The following is an 18451-nucleotide window of genomic DNA, read 5'->3' on the forward strand; positions in this document are numbered from 1 at the left end:
ATAAGAGATGCGTATATTATTACTACCCCTTCTTTTTCTATCATTTTCTGCTTCCTATGCCTTTGGGGGAACGATGCAAGAAAGACTATCTGAAGCAATTGAAGATGGAGACCTTAAAGGTCTCCATTCTGTTGTCATGATGCTTAATGGCGAACGAAGAGCAGAGGCTTATTTTCCTGGGAAAGATGAGAATTGGGGTTTGGATTTAGGTCTTGTTCAACATGGACCAGATAGTTTGCATGATACGCGGTCTGTTACCAAATCGATCGTAGGTCTATTATATGGTATTGCATTAGCTGAGAAAGCAGTACCTGAACTTAATACCCCCCTACTCAATCTTTTTCCTGAATATCCTGATTTACGTGATGGGTCTGATCGTGAAAAGATCACCATTCGCGATGCACTAACAATGCAAATGGGAACCGAATGGGACGAGAGTTTACCCTATACGGACCCAAGAAACAGCGAACATGCGATGGAGCTCGCAAAAGACCGATATCGTTTCATTCTTGATCGGCCAATGACAGATAAACCAGGAACGACCTGGAGCTATAATGGCGGTGCAGTTGCATTACTTGGCAAATTAATTACTGACGGCACAGGTATGCCACTTGAAGAATATGCGAATTCACGTTTGTTCAAACCACTTGATATAGAAACATATGAATGGGTTAAAGGATATGATGGTGTTTCTTCAGCAGCGTCCGGATTAAGGCTTACTGCACGCGATTTAGCCAAAATTGGCATGATGGTGGCGCAAGATGGGGTTTATGAAGGTCAAAAAATTGTTCCTTTTGAATGGCTTAAAGCATCTTCTCAACCTGCCTCCCTTATTCAAGAAGGATTTGAATATGGATATCTTTGGTATCTGATAAAAGGTCCAAGTGGAGATACAATTATGATTGCGCTTGGAAATGGCGGACAACGTTTGACAGTTCAGCCAGAGAGAGATTTTGTCGTATCTACATTTGCTGGAAATTACAATCAACCAGATGCTTGGCAGGTTTCATTGAAAGTCTTATTGGAGTTCGCTATTCCAGAGGCAACCAAATATCTTAAAAATAAGGATTAATTCATAATATTTGATCTATTGAAATAAATAGACGCTAAATAAAAGATATCTCCAAGATAGATCGCCGTTTTGGCTTGCTATTAGAGAAGATTAACGTCTTCTCTGGCGCCTAGCTAAAGCGGCGATTTGTTGTAAGGCTCTGCCTGTGATTATTTCCGGAGGTAATCCCGTTCTTTTACAATCCTTTTCCGCATTTAAAAGAATAGTTAACACTTGGGCGGTTGGAGTTTTACCCCAGAATCGACATTGGGCTGTAAATTTATCTTTAATCTTCCAGAAAATTGGTGGACGTAAAGAACCCACAGCTTCATCAACTCTTGATCCAGTTTCCATCTTGGCCTGAACTTGCTGAATTTTGAGCATATGGCCTGTCATCGAGCGGATAAGAGCCACCGGGCTTAAGCCATCATCCCATAGTTTATTAAGGACCAAATCCAATTGCTTGGCATCCCCTTCTGCCGCGGCTTGAACGGCCATATCGAGAGAAAAAGCAGATGTATCCCCAATGGCTTCTGTCACATCATCAAGATCAAGGCGTTTTTCCTCACCAGCATATAAAACCAGTTTTTCAAGCTCAGATCTGGTCATCCCACGGCTACTGCCCATATTTTCGGTAAGATAAGCCACAGCATCTGCTGTGATATTAACCTGATTGTCTTTCATATGATCTCGTATAACCGCGTCTAAAGAGCGATTATCATCTGCATAACAGGCAATTGCAGCACCAAAATCTTTCGATTTCTCAAACGCTTGACGTAGTTTGGATGATTTAGCTAGATCACCGCCCGCAATCACGATTAACGCGTCCCCAGGTGGGTTTTCAAGGAACTCTACAAAGGTTTTAGCATGGCTATCTGCTACATCCCTTATGCGGACAACACGACGGCCGCCCATCATAGAGATAGCCGCTGCTTCATCACTTAAGCGAGCTGGGTCGGACTTTAAGATATCTCCATCCAAATCCGCAATTAAGAAAGGGTCTGATACATCTTCAACAACTGTTTTTGTAAGTATGTCAAAGCGTTCTTTAACAAGTCCTTCATCGGGCCCAAATACAAGAATACAACGCACCTTTGGATCAGGAGATTTTAAAAAAGCTGCTGTTTTTCCTGTTGCAATAAGCAATGAATTTGCCTTTATTAATCCAGATTTTCTTTACGTTCTATAAGGGCGGCAATACGAATCTTAGCATCCTCTGCGATTTCTTCCAAATTACGTCGGATTGCATCGTTTTCAGCAACCTCTGTGGAATACGCATTGTCAGATTCATTATATCCAGTGTTACGGATAATCGTAAATTTAGCAGTACTACCTTTATGAACCAATGTGAATTTTACTTGTACTCTTGAGTTTTTACGAGTTGTTGTGTCATCACTTTGTACGCCAAGAGAACTAGAAGAAATACTAATAGACGATTTCAACTTATAATCAGCTTGTGACGGATTACCATAAGGGTTCAAAATATCATTAAGGCGATTATAAAGAATCTGCCCTGTACGTTCCTCAACAGGATAAATTCGAACCTTCTGAATGATACTGCTATCGGCGGATTGCTTACTTGCATAAAGTGGCTGAAAACCACATGCAGCAAGCAAAAGCACCATATATAAGGCAATTAATTTACTTAATCTAGGCAACGATATTCACAATCCTATTTGGAACAACAATCACTTTTTTAGGTGTTTTACCATCTAAGGCGCGTTGAACATTATCCTGAGCAAGTGCCGCTTCCTCAACAAGAGAATTAGCAGCATCTTTTGCCACATCAATTTTTGCACGCATTTTACCATTCACTTGAATAGCAATAGTAACTGATTCATCTACCAACATAGATTTTTCCGCTTGCGGCCAAGCAACATCTGTCAAATCATCGGAATGACCCAGTGCATGCCATAACTCAGCTGTTAAATGCGGTGTCATGGGACTTAGCATCTTTACTAAAGTCTCAAAACCAAAGCGTCGCAAATATTGTGCTGCTTCGTCATCCCCTTTGATACTTTCAAGAGCATTTGAAAGTTCCCGAATACGCGCAACTGCTTTGTTGAAGTGAAGACGCTCAAGATCGAGGCCCAAGGCATCCACGGTCTTGTGGATCATGCGTAATAAATCAAGGTTTTTGCCTTCCATATCAGGCTGAGAAGTACCCACAGACGCAATAGGACCTTTAGGTGAGGTAATCATACGCCAAACACGGTTAATGTATTTCCAGGCGCCTTCAACGCCACTTTCTGTCCATTCCAGATCACGATCAGGTGGACTATCAGATAACATAAACAAGCGTGCGGTATCGGCACCATATGTTTCAACGATATCTTCAGGATCAACCACATTCTTTTTAGATTTGGACATCTTGATAGAACGGCCGACAGTTACAGGTGCACCTGTCTTTACATGAGTTGCAGATCCACCATCTTTTTCAATATCAGCTGGGAAAAGCCATTTTCCATCTGCATCCTGATAGGTTTCATGACAGATCATGCCTTGTGTAAACAAGCCCTCAAAAGGTTCTGACACATCAAGATAGCCACATTTCTGCAAAGCCCGTGTAAAGAAACGTGAATAAAGCAAGTGTAATACGGCATGTTCCACGCCACCTACATATTGATCAACAGGTAACCAATAGTTTGCTAAATCTTTATCAAATGCTTTTTCTTCATTATGTGCATCACAATAACGTGCAAAATACCAGCTACTTTCAAAGAAAGTATCAAATGTATCCGTTTCACGTTGGGCATCTTTACCACATTTAGGACATGAACAATCTTTCCATGTGGGATGATGATCCAGTGGATTTCCCGGTTGGTCAAAAGAAACATCTTCTGGCAATGTGACAGGTAGATCTACTGCAGGAACAGGTACAATACCGCAATCTTCACAATGAATCATTGGAACAGGGCAACCCCAATAGCGCTGGCGAGAAACGCCCCAGTCGCGTAAACGATAGTTTATTGTCCCCTCACCGGCTTTGATGGATTCAAGTTTACTGATTGCCGCTTCTTTAGCTGCATCAACGTCCATACCATTCAAAAAGTCGGAGTTATATATAGTACCTGAGTCAGTATAAGCTTCGTTTCCAACAGAAAACTCTGTTGGATCAGCGCCTTCCGGAAGGACAACAGGAATTACATCCAAATTATATTTGCGTGCGAAATCCAGATCTCGTTGATCATGTGCGGGACAGGCAAAAATTGCACCTGTGCCATACTCCATCAAAACAAAATTCGCGACGAAGATTTTAAGTGTCTTACCTTCAATAAAAGGATGTTTTACTTCTAGGCCTGTATCAAAGCCAAGCTTCTCAGCCTTTTCGATCTCTTCTTCAGAAGTACCCATTCGAGAACATTCTGCAACAAAAGCCTGTAGGTCTGGATTATCTTTCGCTAATTCCTCTGAGATAGGATGATTTGCGGCAATTGCACAGAAAGAAGCACCATATAATGTATCCGGCCGGGTTGTATAGACTTCAAGCTTTTCTTCGCGTCCGATAATATCAAAATGAACACGGGCGCCTGATGACTTACCAATCCAGTTATTCTGCATCAGGCGTACTTTATCTGGCCAGCGTTCAAGTCCTTCGATGCCTTCTAATAATTCATCGGCAAATTCGGTAATTTTTAAGAACCATTGATTCAGACGACGACGTTCTACAGGTGCACCGGAACGCCAGCCTTTGCCGTCTACGACTTGTTCGTTCGCAAGAACGGTGTTTTCGACAGGATCCCAGTTTACCCAGCTTTCTTTACGATAAGCTAAACCTGCTTCCACAAAGTCCAAAAACATCTTTTGTTCATGTTTAAAGTAATCAGGCTCACATGTGGTAACTTCACGGTCCCAATCTAAAGATAACCCCAGTTTACCCAGCTGTTCGCGCATGGATGCAACATTACTGCGCGTCCATTTGGCAGGGTGTACATTATTTTCAATCGCTGCATTTTCAGCAGGCAAACCAAAAGCATCCCAACCCATTGGATGAAGGACGTTAAATCCCTTTGCACGTTTAAAACGGGCTACAACATCACCTAATGTATAGTTTCTAACATGTCCCATATGGATACGACCAGATGGATAAGGAAACATTTCCAGGACATAATATTTAGGCTTACTACGATCTACTTGGGCTTGGAAAGATTGTTGTTTTTCCCAATTTTCCTGCCATTTAGCTTCAATATCACGGAAATTATACAAAGTGGCTTCTACAGACATTTTTGATCTTTATTCTTGATAGGGTTATTATGATTACATAAAAAAATTAAGTAGTCTTATTCTTGGTTTTCCAAGGCAGCAACACGCATTTGACGTGCACGTGCCAAAATAGAATCCTCAATTTTTAAGGCAAATTCTTTTGAAACAGCAACTGTTTCCCATTGGCCAGCCGCATTCTTTACTTCCTTGAATGCAGAGACGCGTAAACCATCAGAACGTAGTTCTTGGGATAGAATATACACGTTTAACTTAAATCGCTCATTTAGTTTTTCTGCCGGGCTATACCAATCAGTGATAATAACGCCACCAAATGGGTCCACCTGATTTAATGGCATGAAGGAAATTGTATCAAGTGAGGCTCGCCAGATAAAAGCATTTACTGCTACGCCGCCTATTGAAGATTCATCGCTGCTTGAACCACCAAAAGAAAATCCTTCTTCCCCTAACAATTTACCATTTCTTTGGCGACGGTCCCACTCTCTATCTGTTTCGGAAGGAACACTTGGTTGGCCACCTGAACAGGAGGCTAAGAAAGCAGCAAGAGTAGCTAATATAAGGAAGCGACTAATTTTTGGCATAATTCAAACCCGAAAAAATTAACTAATTATGAAAAGAGTGTGTGCATATTATACCAAAACAAAGGGGAATCAACCGAAGTTGATTCCCCATTTGTATTTAGACTATTTCTTCTAAAGAATTAGAAGGATAGACGTGTACCGATGATAACGGTTGTAGACTCTTCTTCGCCAGCAGAACCTGTTACAGAAGCGTCGTCAGATTCAGAGAACTGAACACCAGCGTATGTGGATAGACCTTCAGCAACTGTGTATTCTACGTCCAAAGACAAGTTTTCGTATGTGTCGTCTTGACCGTTGATGTCTTCAGCTTCTGTAGCAGCGTAACCAACGGAAACAGCTGTTGCACCGAAGGAGTAAGCAACACCCAATGTGTAACCGTGACCAGCGTCAGCGTCAGAAGATTTCAAGATACCGGACTCACCGTTATCGAAGTAAGATGCGCCGATGTTGAAGCCAGCGATGCCAACTTGTGTACCGATTTCAAATACTTCAATGTCTTCACGGCCTTCAGCGTTTGCTTCTGTTGTTTCAGCAACGTCAGCTGTACGGTATTGACCAGCAACTGTTACAGATGCGCCACCGAACTCACCAGAGTAAGAAGCCATCAACTCATACATGTTGTCTGCATCAAGAGATACGCTTGTACCTGTAGAGCTGTCTGTTAGGGAACCAACAGAGCTATCTGGAACGAAGGAGAAACCAGCGGAGAAACCACCGAAGGAAGGTGTATAGTAAGAGATTTTAGCAGCGTCGCTAGAATCGTAACCAGCGTCTGGGCCAGGAGCGTTACCTTGCAATTGGCTGTTAGAACGACCGGATACATATGTACCTGTCCAACCGAAGGAACCAACTAGTACGGAACCACCTTGTGGTACGTTGTCTTCACCAACACCGTCGTCGCTACCAAGAACAACTTTACCGAAAGAACCTTTTAAGTCGATCCAGATTTCGTCAAGGTTGTCGTTTGCACCGCCAGAACCGCTAGCGTTGGATGGACGGTAGTCAATACGACCGCCATATGCCAAGCCGTTGTCAGCTTCTGCATCGATGTCCCAGATCAAAGCTGTCATGAATGGCAAGTAACCCAAGTCGTCTTTACGATTGTTGGATGTGTCGTTTGTTTCAGAAATGTACTGAATGTCGATGCCACCGGACAAAGATACTGTTGGAGCTTCTGCAGCAGAAGCAGAAGCAGCTACAGCAGAACCTGCAACCAATGCAGATGTAGCTAATAGAATTTTACGCATAGTAAATACCTCCAAGATGTCTGAAAGAATGTTCAGACAAAGTTTAACTGTGAAAACAAAACTGTTTCCGCATTCTGTATACTCATAGGAAGCTTTAGGGTGCAACGACTTATTAAGGCAAATTCGCGCTTTTGAAATTGTTGTGGCATTTTTGCAACAAGCGTATTTTGGAAATAATTTGTAACAAATTCAATTAACTGCCAAGGAGAGGTGAAAGATGGTCTTTGTAGTTTAGATATCTTTCAGCTGAGCTGGAATAAACCTTGTTACGTGCCTGATGCAAGCTGGCGGTTTTGATTTGTCTTTTATTCTTATAGAATTCCAAACAAGCAGGATCCCAATCCAATCCAATATGGGAAATAATTGATTTTGCTTGATTTTCCGTATCCGTAACAAGGTCTTCATAGGTAATTGTTAAGATACGATCTCCTAAACGGCTTTGCCAAAATTCCATGAGTTCATCCAGAATATCGAACATGAAGTTGATATCATCTAAATCATTATCAAATAGGAATTGATTGGCAAAACTTTGCTGATAGATAGAAAGGCCACTGGCAGCCCGGTTACGCTTTGCAAAGATAAATTTTGCTTTTGGCAGAATTGCCGCAAGCAGGCCTATATATAGGAAGTTACCAATCGACTTTTCGACGATTTTCGTCGCAGCCTTATTTACAAGGAGGTTTTCCGAGTTTTTCATAAATGTCTTAGAAAGCTGAATTTTGTCTTCCTCAGAGCGCGCCATAAAATGTGCAGGCCATTCTATAGATGGCGGGAATTTGATCAGCTTACCTGCTACTTCTGCTTTTAATTTATCGAGATTCTCTGACTCACCTATACCATCACATTCTGGATGGGCAGCAAGAATTTGTTCCATCAACGTGGTTCCGCTTCGCGGCAAAGCAGCAATAAAGACCATTCTATCGTCTTGATAGTCGACACTATCCAAAAGTTGATCCCAATTATCAAAATCTTTCAGATACTGGACATAATTTAGGAAATGATCTCTATCAAACTTCATTCCATAGAGTTCATTTTCAATTTTCTTTTTATCGTTAGCCAGTTTTAAAGCTTTGAATGCGTTATCAAAGTCTTTTTGGCTCTCCATGATTGCGCTTAATCCAAATAAGCTTCCATGATCCAGATTGGAAATCTTTGTGTCGTCTATAACCAGAGATTTGGAAAATTCAAAAGCTGCATCAAGTTTGTCACCAAAGACCTCTTCCTGAGCCTTGATTTGAACGGATGCACTTAAAGCGTCTATATTTGTCGGGTCAATGCGAACCATTTCTTTGAGATGTTCTTTCGCTTTTTCAATATCTCCTTCTTGTGAGTAAATATTGTATAACGAAAAATGAGCACGGAAATGGTCAGGGTCTTTTTCTAATACCTTTTTATTAAGTGCTGTTGCAGGCTCTAATAAGGTACGACTTTCGTAAAAACTTGCCAATACGGATTGAACTTCCAAATCATCAGGATTTTTACTTGCCGCAATCATCAATATTTTTTGGGCTCTATTATAGTTCTCTTTCTTGACATAGATATTGGAAAGAATGCCTGCAATTTCTACGTCAGATGGATTCATTGTAAAGGCAATATCTAAAAGTTCTGCCGCCTTATCCGTATCACCCATAGCATAGTATAATTGCCCCAAGTTATTGATGTGAGAATATTCCTTTGGGGCTCTTGAATAGGCGAGCGTAAGAAGCTCAAGTGCTTTCTCATGCTCACCCATACGGAAGTAAACTGCGCCTAGGCCACCTTGATTAATATGGCCATTGCGATCTTTGTTCATGCCCATTGAGAAATTCTTTTGAGCAAGAGAATAGTTCTTTTTCTCATTATATAAAGAACCCAGAAGATAAGTTACATGAATATCATCTGGGTGCTTTTTTGCTACAGATTTTGCCTGTTTCAAGGAAGCGTCGATTTTTCCTTCATTGCGCAAATTATATGCTTTCATGAGGATCTTTTGTGCTTGTGGGCTTAAAGCAGACATAGGTATTTTTCTCTTAGGCTAGTTTATTATACTTGTTGAATAACGCGCATGTTTTGCAGATTTTGCAATGTTTGATCAAGTGCATCAATACCACTTTCAGAGAATTTTTCTGTGAATTCTGTTCTTTCAAATTCTGATTTGGATATAACCCATTTGATTTGATCAACAAGATTTGGTGGGATTGGAACACCTTGTTTTTGACTGTTAACCAATGCGATTTTTCCCTGCGCCATTGTTATGGAAAAATCAGGAGAGGTTATCTTAAAGCGAATTTTCTTTGCCTTTAACGGCAATTCATAACTACTGCGTTCATAATGGAAATCTTCAATCCTTTGTATGGTTGCATCGATGAATTTATCACTTTGCAACATTTTTCCAATATGATCTGCCATTTCGGAAAGATGCTTTTTCATTGCATCACGACCTAAAGAAAGTCGAGGCGCATTTAGCCGGAAAAGTGGATCATGAACCATTGCGCTGCCTAATGTTTCAATAACATCTAAGCCAATGTAACCTGTTAAGCCGAAGGCAATATGGATACAGCCATCTGAAGAAGACAAAGCGTCGTGATATAGCCCACGAGGAACATATAGAAAATCACCAGGCTTCATCGTGATCTCAATATATGAATCTCCGCGTTCTTTTTGTTGGCGCTCATCAGGCTTGATATATTCAGGATGGCGGATAGGAAGATTTTCCATCTTACTGAAAATACGCCAAACCTTTTCACCTTCCATATGCATTGCAAATACGTCATGGGTATCATAATGGCTACCAAAAGCCTGTCGTTGTTTGGAAGAGCAGTATAAGTTTGCTTGGGACTTTCCATTAACCGCTTTTTCAAGCGCATTACAAATGCCCATCAGACCAGGGTTTAATGTATCGATGTCATTGCAGACCAAAGTTGCACCATTGGAAATATGCTGCTTCACCATATTGGGGTCTGGTTGCATAACATTATTTCCGGAATGATCGATGCCCGGACGACAATATTCATTCGCCGGAATAACTTTGCGATCTACCGCAAGCATTAATGAGCTAGAAGACCAGATCGAATGCATATTCAGGAGATTTGATAAAATTTCCCAGGTCATTGCTTTTTCATACTTATTTGCAGCACCCGGAATATGTAAATGTTTCTTCCCGAAATAGTCTCTGAAAAATTCCTCTTCCGTGATAGGGGCAATAATATCTGCAAAACTGCAATCGTAACTTAGAGGCTTTGCGGGTTTGGATTTCTTACTCATGGCTTTCTTTCCGGTAGGTGTGAACATTCACAGATGGATTTGATACTATGCCTGTAATGACTTGAAAACAGTTCTTTGACTATGAGTCATGTCAAATAGTATGAATTTTCCTGTTTTTTTGATCTTGTTCGAAAATCCCTGCAAGGGTATCCATGTAAAAATACGAATATTTCCTTATTGGAGTTAAATGAATGCTGTCGGAAAATTTACAAGTGGTGAAAACAAATATTGTAAAAGCTTTGGAAGAAGCCCCTCGTAAAGACAAAAATGTAACACTTGTTGCCGTTGGCAAAACCTATGATGCCGATGTTATGAGACAAGCTTTAGCAGCTGGACAACGCGTATTTGGTGAAAACCGTGTGCAAGAGGCAGCTGGAAAATGGCCGGAGCTGACAGAGGAATATTCTGATATTGAATTACATTTAATCGGACCTCTCCAAACGAATAAGGTAAAACAGGCACTTGAGTTATTCGATGTCTTTCAAACGATCGATCGTCTGAAATTAGCAAAGTCCTTGGCGAAGGAACTTGAGAAAGCACCCAAAGATATCAAATGTTTTATTCAAGTTAATACAGGTAATGAGCCACAAAAGGCCGGTATACTTCCTGACGAAGCGGATGATTTTATTAAAACTTGCAGAGAAGATTTAAATCTGCCGATTGTTGGATTGATGTGCATCCCACCTGTGGATGAGGAAGCAGGACTGCATTTTGCGTATTTGAAAAAGATTGCTGATCGCAATGGATTAAAAGAATTAAGTATGGGTATGAGCGGCGATTATGAAGCCGCAGTTGGGTTTGGTGCCACATATGTGCGTGTTGGATCCGCTATTTTTGGTAAACGAGATTATACTGCCTAACTTAAATCTTTAAAAGAAAACGCCGCTTAGGGAGGTAATCTAAGCGGCGTTTTATATTTAGGATAGCAAATCTTAGAACGCTAGATTTGTACCAATAACGACTGCCTGTCCTTCTTCAGTAGTTCCGGCAGAACCATCATTTGATTCAGTCAACTGAACACCGACATATGCGGCTAAGCCTTCGGCAATTGTGTATTCAACATCCAAATGAAGGTTGTCATATTCATCCGTTGTACCTGTTGCATCGTCAGCTTCTGTTGCAAGGTAACCAAGAGATACAGCGGTTGCACCGAAGCTATAACCAACGGCCATATTGTAACCTTCACCTGCAGAAGCAGAAGAACCTGCTGCAACTAAAGAGTCACCATCATCGAAGTAACCAGCACCAATTGTGAAGCCAGCCACAGTTACTGTTGCACCAATTTCATATGATTCAACATCTTCATATGATTGTGAGCCGATATTTGCTGCTTCAGCTGTGTAATATCCTGCACCCACATCTAAACCAACATTGCCGAATTCACCGGAATAAGCAGCAATGAATTCATAGTGATTATCATAGTCTGTACCAGAAGATGGTGTAACAGAGCTATCTGGTGTGAAGGAGAAACCAGCAGAGAAACCGGAAAATGCTGGAGTGAAATAAGAGATTTTAGCTTCGTCACCTGTGTTGAATTGGGATTCAACAGCTAATGCAGCACCGCCAACTTGGTGATTTTCACCACCAACGAACCCACCGTCATAAGCGTAAGAACCAACCAATGGATCTGTACCACCAGGAATAGCATCGCTTACACCATCATCATTACCTAGGACAACTTTACCAAAAGAGCCGGCCAAATCGATCCAGATTTCGTCCAAGTTAGAATCTGTAGCAGAACCTGATGAGTTGGTTGGACGATAGTCGATACGGCCGCCATATGCCAAACCATTGTCCGCTTCTGCATCAATATCCCAGATTAACTGTGTATTACTTGCTGAATATCCAAGATTGTCAGTACCACCATTTCCAGCAGTGTCAGAAGATTCAGATGTATATTGAATATCAATAGCACCGGATAAGGAAACTTTTGGAGATTCTGCTGCTTGTGCAGAAAGAGCGAACACTGAAGCAGAAACAGCTGTTGTAGCCATTAAAATTTTGCGCATGTTTAAACACCTTATATGCAATTAATTATGAATTTCATATGTGCCGTAGTTCCATCACACGTCAAAAAACAAGAGTTATTTCGAAGATGGTAGCTATGAAATTATAAGTAAATTTATGTCTGAAAATTTTTCAAACAAAAGGCATATAGTTAGGTTTTTTAAGGCTTTCAATAGAAGAAATAAGAAAAAAATATTACAAAACGATAGTCTATAAATTATCTGTATCAACTCGATATATAGACGCGGTTCGGATAATCAAAATTTGATCTCAATAGCATCGCCGGGCTGCGCTATTGATAAGATATGCTCAAGATGATCCCGTCGTAAAGCAATACAGCCTGCTGTACCTTCATAGTTATCACGTGCAATATGCATGAAAATGGCACTTCCTCCATATGGAACAGCCGGATCGAGATTGTGATCTAATACTACCACAATGTCATATATATTATCTTTACGAAAAAGTTCTTCATGCGAGGCTTCAAACGGCAATTTTACCTGCTGATTGTATAAATGGTGTTCAGGTGAGTCGCACCATCCATCATCAGTTTGAATTTCCTGAATTGGAAAATTGCAGATTGGTTTGGAACCTTTGTCTGCACGGTATAAAACGCGTATGATTTTCCAAACGCCAATAGGGCTCGCATTATCCCCTTCTCTTTTATCTTTGATAAGTCCGTTTTTGCCTAAGGCACATGGAAATATCTGATCATAACCAGGAATAGAAAACCCGTCGGGGGAAGCTGTAAAAATCATAAGGCCTCACGGTAACTAGAGAAATACTTAGTTACCATTTAACAACGCATCATATTTTTGCAAGGCCTGCATCATTGCATTTGAAATATCAACCACCTGTTCTGAAGACGCAGGTTGTCCCATAGTTTGGGCATTTTGATAGGCTGCCAATTTTGCTGCTTGATCTTGTGTTATTTGTGTTGCGTTAGCTGCCGCTTGTTGCTTTATCGGCTTCTTTTCTACAACTGGGGAAGGATTACTTTCTTCTTGAACTTGCAAAACAGCATGTTGATTATTCAATTGATTTATACGATCCAGTTGACGACTAATATCCTTAGAGAGAGGCTTAAAACTAACTTCACGATTTAAAGGCATTGCCTGTTGAGCATTTGAATTTAAAGACGCGGCTTCTGCAACGGATTTAGGATCATTTAAAATTGCACCGGGCATATGGGTCATGGCAAGACCCCCAGAGGCCGTTGGAATTGAGGCCAGTTTATCAGCCAATTCACCTTCAGCAGATTTTACCGAAGGGTTTTCTGCAAGAGACTTTTGTGTTTGGCTTATAGTAGGCTCATTTGCAGAAATAGAAGCGATCTGTGTTGGAACTGTTTCTTTAATAAGTGAGGTATCCACCTTCTCTGCTTCTACATCTGATTGGGCTACATTCTGATTGGCAGAACGTGTGTCATCAGAAAACAAAGCAAAGAAATGTTCGCCAACATCTTTTCCGGACTCTTCATCAATAATAGAGTTGACTACGCTTGCTGCGAAACCAACAATACCACCATAAAGCGTACCACCTGCGATACGGGAAGGCGTGCTAATATCATCCCCTGTTATTTCACGATAAACCGCACCAACGCCCGGGATATGCTGTAGAGGATTAATGATATCAAGTATATCCAAAGGACCAAGAGGGTCCTCAGACTTAACGTTTTTGGAGAGAGCAAGATTATCTCTATCTTCTGGACGGCCTGTGCCAGATGATGCATATGGATTCACAGAAGCTGGTGTTTTCAGGTCGTCTTTTTTGACTCCCAATGAAGCCACTTGAGAACTCTGTCTTGGTTTAGATGAAATATCTGACAGCGAAAAAACTTCTGCGCCAGATTGGGACGAAGAACCACTTTCACTAGTTGGGGTCGTCATGGACCATGGGGCAAAGCCCGTATCCATTATGGACGTAATTGTACTCATATTCTCTCTCCTCGCTCTGATAGAAGCAAGCACTGTGCCAATTTAAGAGGGAAAATATTACAATTCTTGATAAAAAAGGATGAAGTGACTGAAACCTTGCTATATTTTAAAAAAACAATACATAAGAGACTAAGACGTTAATTTGAATCTTGAGCCTCGTACTTGGGATAATACATTGGATAGGGTTGAACATATGAATGTAGGGAAGAAAATTCTGCTTGTTGATGATGATGATGCATTACGCAGTTCCTTGGCAGAACAATTACGCTTACACGAAGAATTTCAAACTGTAGAAGCCAATAATGCGACAGAAGGTATCGAATTGGCACAGGCTGATCATTATGATGCCATCCTATTAGATGTAGAGATGCCTGATATGGATGGTCGTGATGCATGTCGTCTAATGCGCAGGAATGGTGTGACCTCACCGATTATCATGCTCACCGGGCATACATCTGACTCGGATGAAATTTTGGGATTGGATTCTGGGGCAAATGATTATCTTGCGAAACCATTTCGTGTGAATGTTTTACTGGCCAGACTTCGTTCGCAATTGCGTCAGCATGAGCAATCTGAAGATGCTGTTTTTAATATTGGTCCCTATATCTTCAAGCCGTCATCAAAACAATTAATTGATGAGGTAAAGGATCAGAAAATTAGATTGACGGAAAAAGAAACAGCAATCCTCAAATATCTCTATCGCTGTGGCGATAAAGTGATTGATCGCGATACCTTGTTAGGCGAAGTATGGGGATATAATGCAGGTGTCACAACACATACGCTTGAGACACATGTGTATCGCCTAAGACAAAAAATTGAACCGGATCCGTCTAAGGCCTCAATTCTGGTGACGGAACCGGGTGGATATAAGCTGGTTCCATAAAACATAATATTAATGAAAGGCCTTACGTTGTTAAGGCCTTTACTTTTTGCATCAAAATCAAACTTACAAATGCAGAAATCAGACAGGCAGCAATAATCGTAATCCCAAGTGAGTCCCATTTGGTTTCGGTAAATTGTAAGGCTATAGCAATGATTAGGGGACCGGAAAACACCCCCACATTTCTGCCAGACATCACCCATCCAAATGCTTTTGTGCCCGATTGTTGTCCCAATACCAGACTTGGCATTCGATAGAGGCAGCTTGGTGTGACTCCCGCTAAAGATCCATAAACTACCAGTAAGATAAACTGAATGATCAACTCTTCACTGGTGAAGGTATAGAGGATTAAATAGGCTGATAATCCCTGCCCCAAAATAGCGGCAGTTAACAGGCATGTCGCACCAAAGATACGCATTAGAGGTGCTGCCAGAACATTAAACAAACCAAGAAATGCCATGGGGGCAATAAATATTAGGGCCGCCTGCTCCTGTTGATATCCCAAATCTTCAGCCAAATAACTAGGTAACCAACTCATAAAGGCAATATTTTGACAGGACCAAAAAGCAAATGTTAGTGCCGTGAGAATGACGCAGATGCGATGGGTCTGACTATCCCATAAGGATGTCATATGACCATTTTCATCTGGCGCTGGTTTATGTTGGCGGGTCAGAGATACATGATTTTTTTGATAAAACATGGTGCTCAGAATAAGGAGCAGGCTCATTCCAATTGAGACAATCCAATTCAATTGCCATTGATGATCTAAAATACCAAGATATTTATCTGGCCAAAGGGCAAGCAAGCTTGCCAGTATCACCCCAAGTGGTATCCATAATGCACCGATAGAAGCAGCCAATCCTTGTTGTTCTGGACGCATAAACCGGAAAATAACTGCTGGACCAGCAATAGATAGACCACAAGCCCCGATACCTTCCATCGCCCGGGCAATAAACATTGCAATATCACTTTGCGGTAACAATAAGCCTAATATCGCACCCAAAAGAGATAAGATCAGAATGTTGCGGATAAAAGACGCAACGTCCTTATCATGCATATGGTTGCCCATCCATCGCGCCAAGATCAATCCCGCGACAGCGTAAATGGACATGAAACTCCCGGATAATAAGGGACTATAGGAAAATTTTATTGCCATTTCAGATAAAACGGGAGCCATCTTAAATTGGTGATAGGCCGCCAAGGTAGATAACCCTAATCCATAAAGAACACCTGTCCAATTTGGCAAAGAAGATGGTTCAGTATTTGCCATGGTCATTCCTAAATATGATGGATAAACAATTAGTGATGGAAAAATTCTGAATTTTTGTAAAAAATCAGTGGCATATATTACAAAACATCGTTTTAATAGATGCGATTTTAAATTCAACTATTTTTATAGTGTTTTAGATTTTTGTAAGACAGCGGGATTTTCTGTTATTTTATAATAATTAAAAGCAGAAATAATACGAAAGAAAGACGTGACATGTCAGACGGGTTCACCGTTACTTTTTGGGGGACAAGAGGCAGCTTAGCTTGCCCCGGACCACATACAACCAGATATGGCGGCAATACTTCCTGTGTTGAGATGTCATGTGGCGGGCATTCATTGGTCTTTGATGCGGGGACAGGCCTGCGCGGTCTTGGCAAAAAAATGATGATGGCTTATGGGGATGAAGAACAGCATATCAATATGTTTCTAACCCATACCCATCTTGATCATGTGGTAGGCTTACCCTTTTTTGGACCCCTTCATAAACCGGGGAATAAAATTAATATCTGGGCTGGGCATTTGGTGCCAAACCGTACATTGACAGAAGCCTTGAACACATTGATGTCCCCGCCTCTATTTCCGGTGCCACCTGCCATTTTCCGGGCTGATGTATCTTATAATGATTTTGAGGCCGGTGAGACGATTACATTAGCGGAAGAAGAAGGGGTTGTTATCAAATCTGCACCGCTTAATCATCCAAATGGCGCAACAGGTTTCCGTGTGGAATATGGTGGAAAGTCAGTATGTTATATAACTGATACGGAACATGTTCCCGGTCGTCCGGATCAAGTGGTGCTTAACCTGATTAAAGATTCTGATATGGTCATTTATGACAGCAGCTATACCGAAGAAGAATATAAAACCTTTATGGGATTTGGCCATTCCACATGGGAAGAAGGCGTAAAACTTTGCGATATGGCAAATGTGAAACAATTATACCTATTCCATCATGATCCAAGCCATGATGACGACCGCATGGATGAGATTTTAGCGGATGCTCAGAAGCTACGTCCAAATGGCGTGGATGCGGCCCGCGAAGGTGAAACCGTTACCTTGCTATAAGCATCTTGTTGCTTTTCAATTCATCTGAGTTCTTTTACATATCAAGGAAATACAGTCAAAACGGCTGTCAATTTTCGGAGGCGTTCCATGTCATCTAAATTCTGGCGACGATTGCATTTGGGCTTGCGTACATTGCTGACGGATCGCCCAAAAGGATATTTTATCCCCTATCGTTATGCTGATGGCGATGTGCCTGCGGCGGATCGCAAGTCTTATGCGTCTGTTGAGCGTCTTATGGACCGCAAAAAAGAAAACTTTGCCGGCATCATGGATGAATTATCCCTATGGAAATCCGCCTTTGAAAAATTTGACGGGGCCGAACCTCCTATGCCGCGCTGGCAACAGACATGGTTTCCTGCTTTGGATGGTGCGCTGGCCTATCATATGGTTCAAGTGGAAAAACCTACAAAGATTGTGGAAATCGGGTCGGGTCATTCCAGCCGCTTTATGATGCGGGCTATTCAGGACGGAAATTTACAAACAAGTTTTCATGCCATTGACCCTGCCCCAAGAGCCGATATCACCAAACTGGAAAATATCAACCTTTATCCCACCACCGTGCAATATGCGGATCAGTCGGTTTTCAAGGATTTAACCGCAGGTGATATCCTTTTTATCGATAGCAGTCATATATTAATGCCGGGCAATGATGTGGATTTGCTTTTTAATCATATTATACCTGCGTTACCGTCAGGGGTGATACTTCATATCCATGACATGACCTTGCCGGATGACTATCCAGATGTCTGGCAATGGCGGGGTTATAATGAACAATTAGGCGTGATCCCGATGTTAACCAGCGGTGGGTTTGATCTTTTATGGTCGTCCCATTATGTGGCAAGTCGTATGGAGGCAGACATCCCCGACTGGTTTACCAATCTGACGCAATTGCCAGAAGGGGCCTTGCAAACCAGTCTTTGGCTTCGCAAAACCTGTCCGGCAATTTAATTTT

General features: G+C 41.5%; 16 protein-coding genes. 5 read left to right on the forward strand and 11 right to left on the reverse strand.

What is annotated here, in order from left to right; all coding sequences use genetic code 11:
• The first annotated feature begins 73 nt into the window (after positions 1–73).
• Positions 74–1072: a serine hydrolase domain-containing protein gene (locus ACOQOA_RS09875; protein WP_420548473.1), complete on the forward strand. Its 999-nt coding sequence runs from the start codon at positions 74–76 to the stop codon at positions 1070–1072.
• Positions 1073–1162: 90 nt separating this feature from the next.
• On the opposite strand, the gene holA is transcribed toward ACOQOA_RS09875, so the two are convergent.
• The 7 genes from holA to ACOQOA_RS09910 form a co-directional block, all read right to left on the reverse strand.
• Complete coding sequence (gene holA / locus ACOQOA_RS09880) at positions 1163–2197, reverse strand: DNA polymerase III subunit delta (RefSeq protein ID WP_420548474.1); 1035 nt, start codon at positions 2195–2197, stop codon at positions 1163–1165.
• 14 nt (positions 2198–2211) lie between these two features.
• Positions 2212–2709 (reverse strand): LPS assembly lipoprotein LptE, encoded by a 498-nt coding sequence (gene lptE / locus ACOQOA_RS09885; RefSeq protein WP_420548475.1) that lies wholly within the window; start codon positions 2707–2709, stop codon positions 2212–2214.
• On the reverse strand, positions 2702–5275 hold the full coding sequence (leuS, locus tag ACOQOA_RS09890) for a leucine--tRNA ligase (protein ID WP_420548476.1): 2574 nt from the start codon (positions 5273–5275) through the stop codon (positions 2702–2704). Before leuS ends, lptE begins: the two co-directional genes overlap by 8 nt.
• Positions 5276–5331: 56 nt before the next feature.
• Positions 5332–5853 carry a DUF3576 domain-containing protein gene (locus ACOQOA_RS09895; protein ID WP_420548477.1) on the reverse strand — a complete coding sequence of 174 codons (522 nt, stop codon included), beginning with the start codon at positions 5851–5853 and terminating at the stop codon, positions 5332–5334.
• Positions 5854–5972: 119 nt separating this feature from the next.
• Positions 5973–7100, reverse strand: coding sequence for a porin (locus tag ACOQOA_RS09900; RefSeq protein WP_420548478.1), 1128 nt, complete (start codon positions 7098–7100; stop codon positions 5973–5975).
• Positions 7101–7293: 193 nt separating this feature from the next.
• Positions 7294–9096, reverse strand: coding sequence for a sulfotransferase (locus tag ACOQOA_RS09905; protein WP_420548479.1), 1803 nt, complete (start codon positions 9094–9096; stop codon positions 7294–7296).
• Positions 9097–9122: 26 nt separating this feature from the next.
• On the reverse strand, positions 9123–10343 hold the full coding sequence (locus tag ACOQOA_RS09910) for a cupin domain-containing protein (protein WP_420548480.1): 1221 nt from the start codon (positions 10341–10343) through the stop codon (positions 9123–9125).
• 191 nt (positions 10344–10534) lie between these two features.
• Here ACOQOA_RS09910 and ACOQOA_RS09915 point away from each other — a divergent pair, with 191 nt between their 5' ends.
• Complete coding sequence (locus ACOQOA_RS09915) at positions 10535–11203, forward strand: YggS family pyridoxal phosphate-dependent enzyme (protein WP_420548481.1); 669 nt, start codon at positions 10535–10537, stop codon at positions 11201–11203.
• A gap of 72 nt (positions 11204–11275) precedes the next feature.
• Here the strand turns inward: ACOQOA_RS09915 and ACOQOA_RS09920 are convergent, their stop codons facing one another.
• The 3 genes from ACOQOA_RS09920 to ACOQOA_RS09930 all read right to left on the reverse strand — a co-directional run bounded on the left by ACOQOA_RS09920 (position 11276) and on the right by ACOQOA_RS09930 (position 14287).
• Positions 11276–12352: a porin gene (locus tag ACOQOA_RS09920; protein ID WP_420548482.1), complete on the reverse strand. Its 1077-nt coding sequence runs from the start codon at positions 12350–12352 to the stop codon at positions 11276–11278.
• 255 nt (positions 12353–12607) lie between these two features.
• Entirely contained in the window at positions 12608–13108 is a 501-nt protein-coding gene (locus ACOQOA_RS09925; RefSeq protein WP_420548483.1) for a L,D-transpeptidase family protein, read from the reverse strand.
• Between the two features lie 27 nt (positions 13109–13135).
• The gene (locus tag ACOQOA_RS09930; RefSeq protein ID WP_420548484.1) at positions 13136–14287 is read right to left on the reverse strand and encodes a hypothetical protein; all 1152 of its coding nucleotides are present in this window, start codon (positions 14285–14287) and stop codon (positions 13136–13138) included.
• A gap of 193 nt (positions 14288–14480) precedes the next feature.
• On the opposite strand from ACOQOA_RS09930, the gene ACOQOA_RS09935 reads away from it, so the two are divergent.
• Entirely contained in the window at positions 14481–15170 is a 690-nt protein-coding gene (locus ACOQOA_RS09935; protein WP_155154090.1) for a response regulator transcription factor, read from the forward strand.
• A gap of 22 nt (positions 15171–15192) precedes the next feature.
• Here ACOQOA_RS09935 and ACOQOA_RS09940 read toward each other — a convergent pair whose 3' ends face one another.
• Positions 15193–16437 (reverse strand): MFS transporter, encoded by a 1245-nt coding sequence (locus ACOQOA_RS09940; RefSeq protein ID WP_420548485.1) that lies wholly within the window; start codon positions 16435–16437, stop codon positions 15193–15195.
• Between the two features lie 213 nt (positions 16438–16650).
• Between ACOQOA_RS09940 and ACOQOA_RS09945 the strand changes: the two genes are divergently transcribed.
• Positions 16651–17499, forward strand: coding sequence for an MBL fold metallo-hydrolase (locus ACOQOA_RS09945; protein WP_420548486.1), 849 nt, complete (start codon positions 16651–16653; stop codon positions 17497–17499).
• Between the two features lie 87 nt (positions 17500–17586).
• Positions 17587–18447, forward strand: coding sequence for a class I SAM-dependent methyltransferase (locus ACOQOA_RS09950; RefSeq protein WP_420548487.1), 861 nt, complete (start codon positions 17587–17589; stop codon positions 18445–18447).
• The last annotated feature ends 4 nt before the right edge of the window (positions 18448–18451 follow it).

Source organism: Curvivirga sp., assembly GCF_965219885.1.
Lineage (GTDB): Bacteria > Pseudomonadota > Alphaproteobacteria > UBA8366 > Aestuariispiraceae > Curvivirga.

What these genes read in the sequence shown, in the direction of transcription:
- leuS (WP_420548476.1), bottom strand. Translation starts at nt 5,275, where the DNA reads ATGTCTGTAGAAGCCACTTTGTATAATTTCCGTGATATTGAAGCTAAA.
- ACOQOA_RS09930 (WP_420548484.1), bottom strand. Translation starts at nt 14,287, where the DNA reads ATGAGTACAATTACGTCCATAATGGATACGGGCTTTGCCCCATGGTCC.
- ACOQOA_RS09875 (WP_420548473.1), top strand. Translation starts at nt 74, where the DNA reads ATGCAAGAAAGACTATCTGAAGCAATTGAAGATGGAGACCTTAAAGGT.
- ACOQOA_RS09905 (WP_420548479.1), bottom strand. Translation starts at nt 9,096, where the DNA reads ATGTCTGCTTTAAGCCCACAAGCACAAAAGATCCTCATGAAAGCATAT.
- ACOQOA_RS09895 (WP_420548477.1), bottom strand. Translation starts at nt 5,853, where the DNA reads ATGCCAAAAATTAGTCGCTTCCTTATATTAGCTACTCTTGCTGCTTTC.
- ACOQOA_RS09925 (WP_420548483.1), bottom strand. Translation starts at nt 13,108, where the DNA reads ATGATTTTTACAGCTTCCCCCGACGGGTTTTCTATTCCTGGTTATGAT.
- ACOQOA_RS09910 (WP_420548480.1), bottom strand. Translation starts at nt 10,343, where the DNA reads ATGAGTAAGAAATCCAAACCCGCAAAGCCTCTAAGTTACGATTGCAGT.
- ACOQOA_RS09945 (WP_420548486.1), top strand. Translation starts at nt 16,651, where the DNA reads ATGTCAGACGGGTTCACCGTTACTTTTTGGGGGACAAGAGGCAGCTTA.
- ACOQOA_RS09950 (WP_420548487.1), top strand. Translation starts at nt 17,587, where the DNA reads ATGTCATCTAAATTCTGGCGACGATTGCATTTGGGCTTGCGTACATTG.
- ACOQOA_RS09920 (WP_420548482.1), bottom strand. Translation starts at nt 12,352, where the DNA reads ATGCGCAAAATTTTAATGGCTACAACAGCTGTTTCTGCTTCAGTGTTC.
- ACOQOA_RS09940 (WP_420548485.1), bottom strand. Translation starts at nt 16,437, where the DNA reads ATGGCAAATACTGAACCATCTTCTTTGCCAAATTGGACAGGTGTTCTT.
- ACOQOA_RS09935 (WP_155154090.1), top strand. Translation starts at nt 14,481, where the DNA reads ATGAATGTAGGGAAGAAAATTCTGCTTGTTGATGATGATGATGCATTA.
- ACOQOA_RS09900 (WP_420548478.1), bottom strand. Translation starts at nt 7,100, where the DNA reads ATGCGTAAAATTCTATTAGCTACATCTGCATTGGTTGCAGGTTCTGCT.
- ACOQOA_RS09915 (WP_420548481.1), top strand. Translation starts at nt 10,535, where the DNA reads ATGCTGTCGGAAAATTTACAAGTGGTGAAAACAAATATTGTAAAAGCT.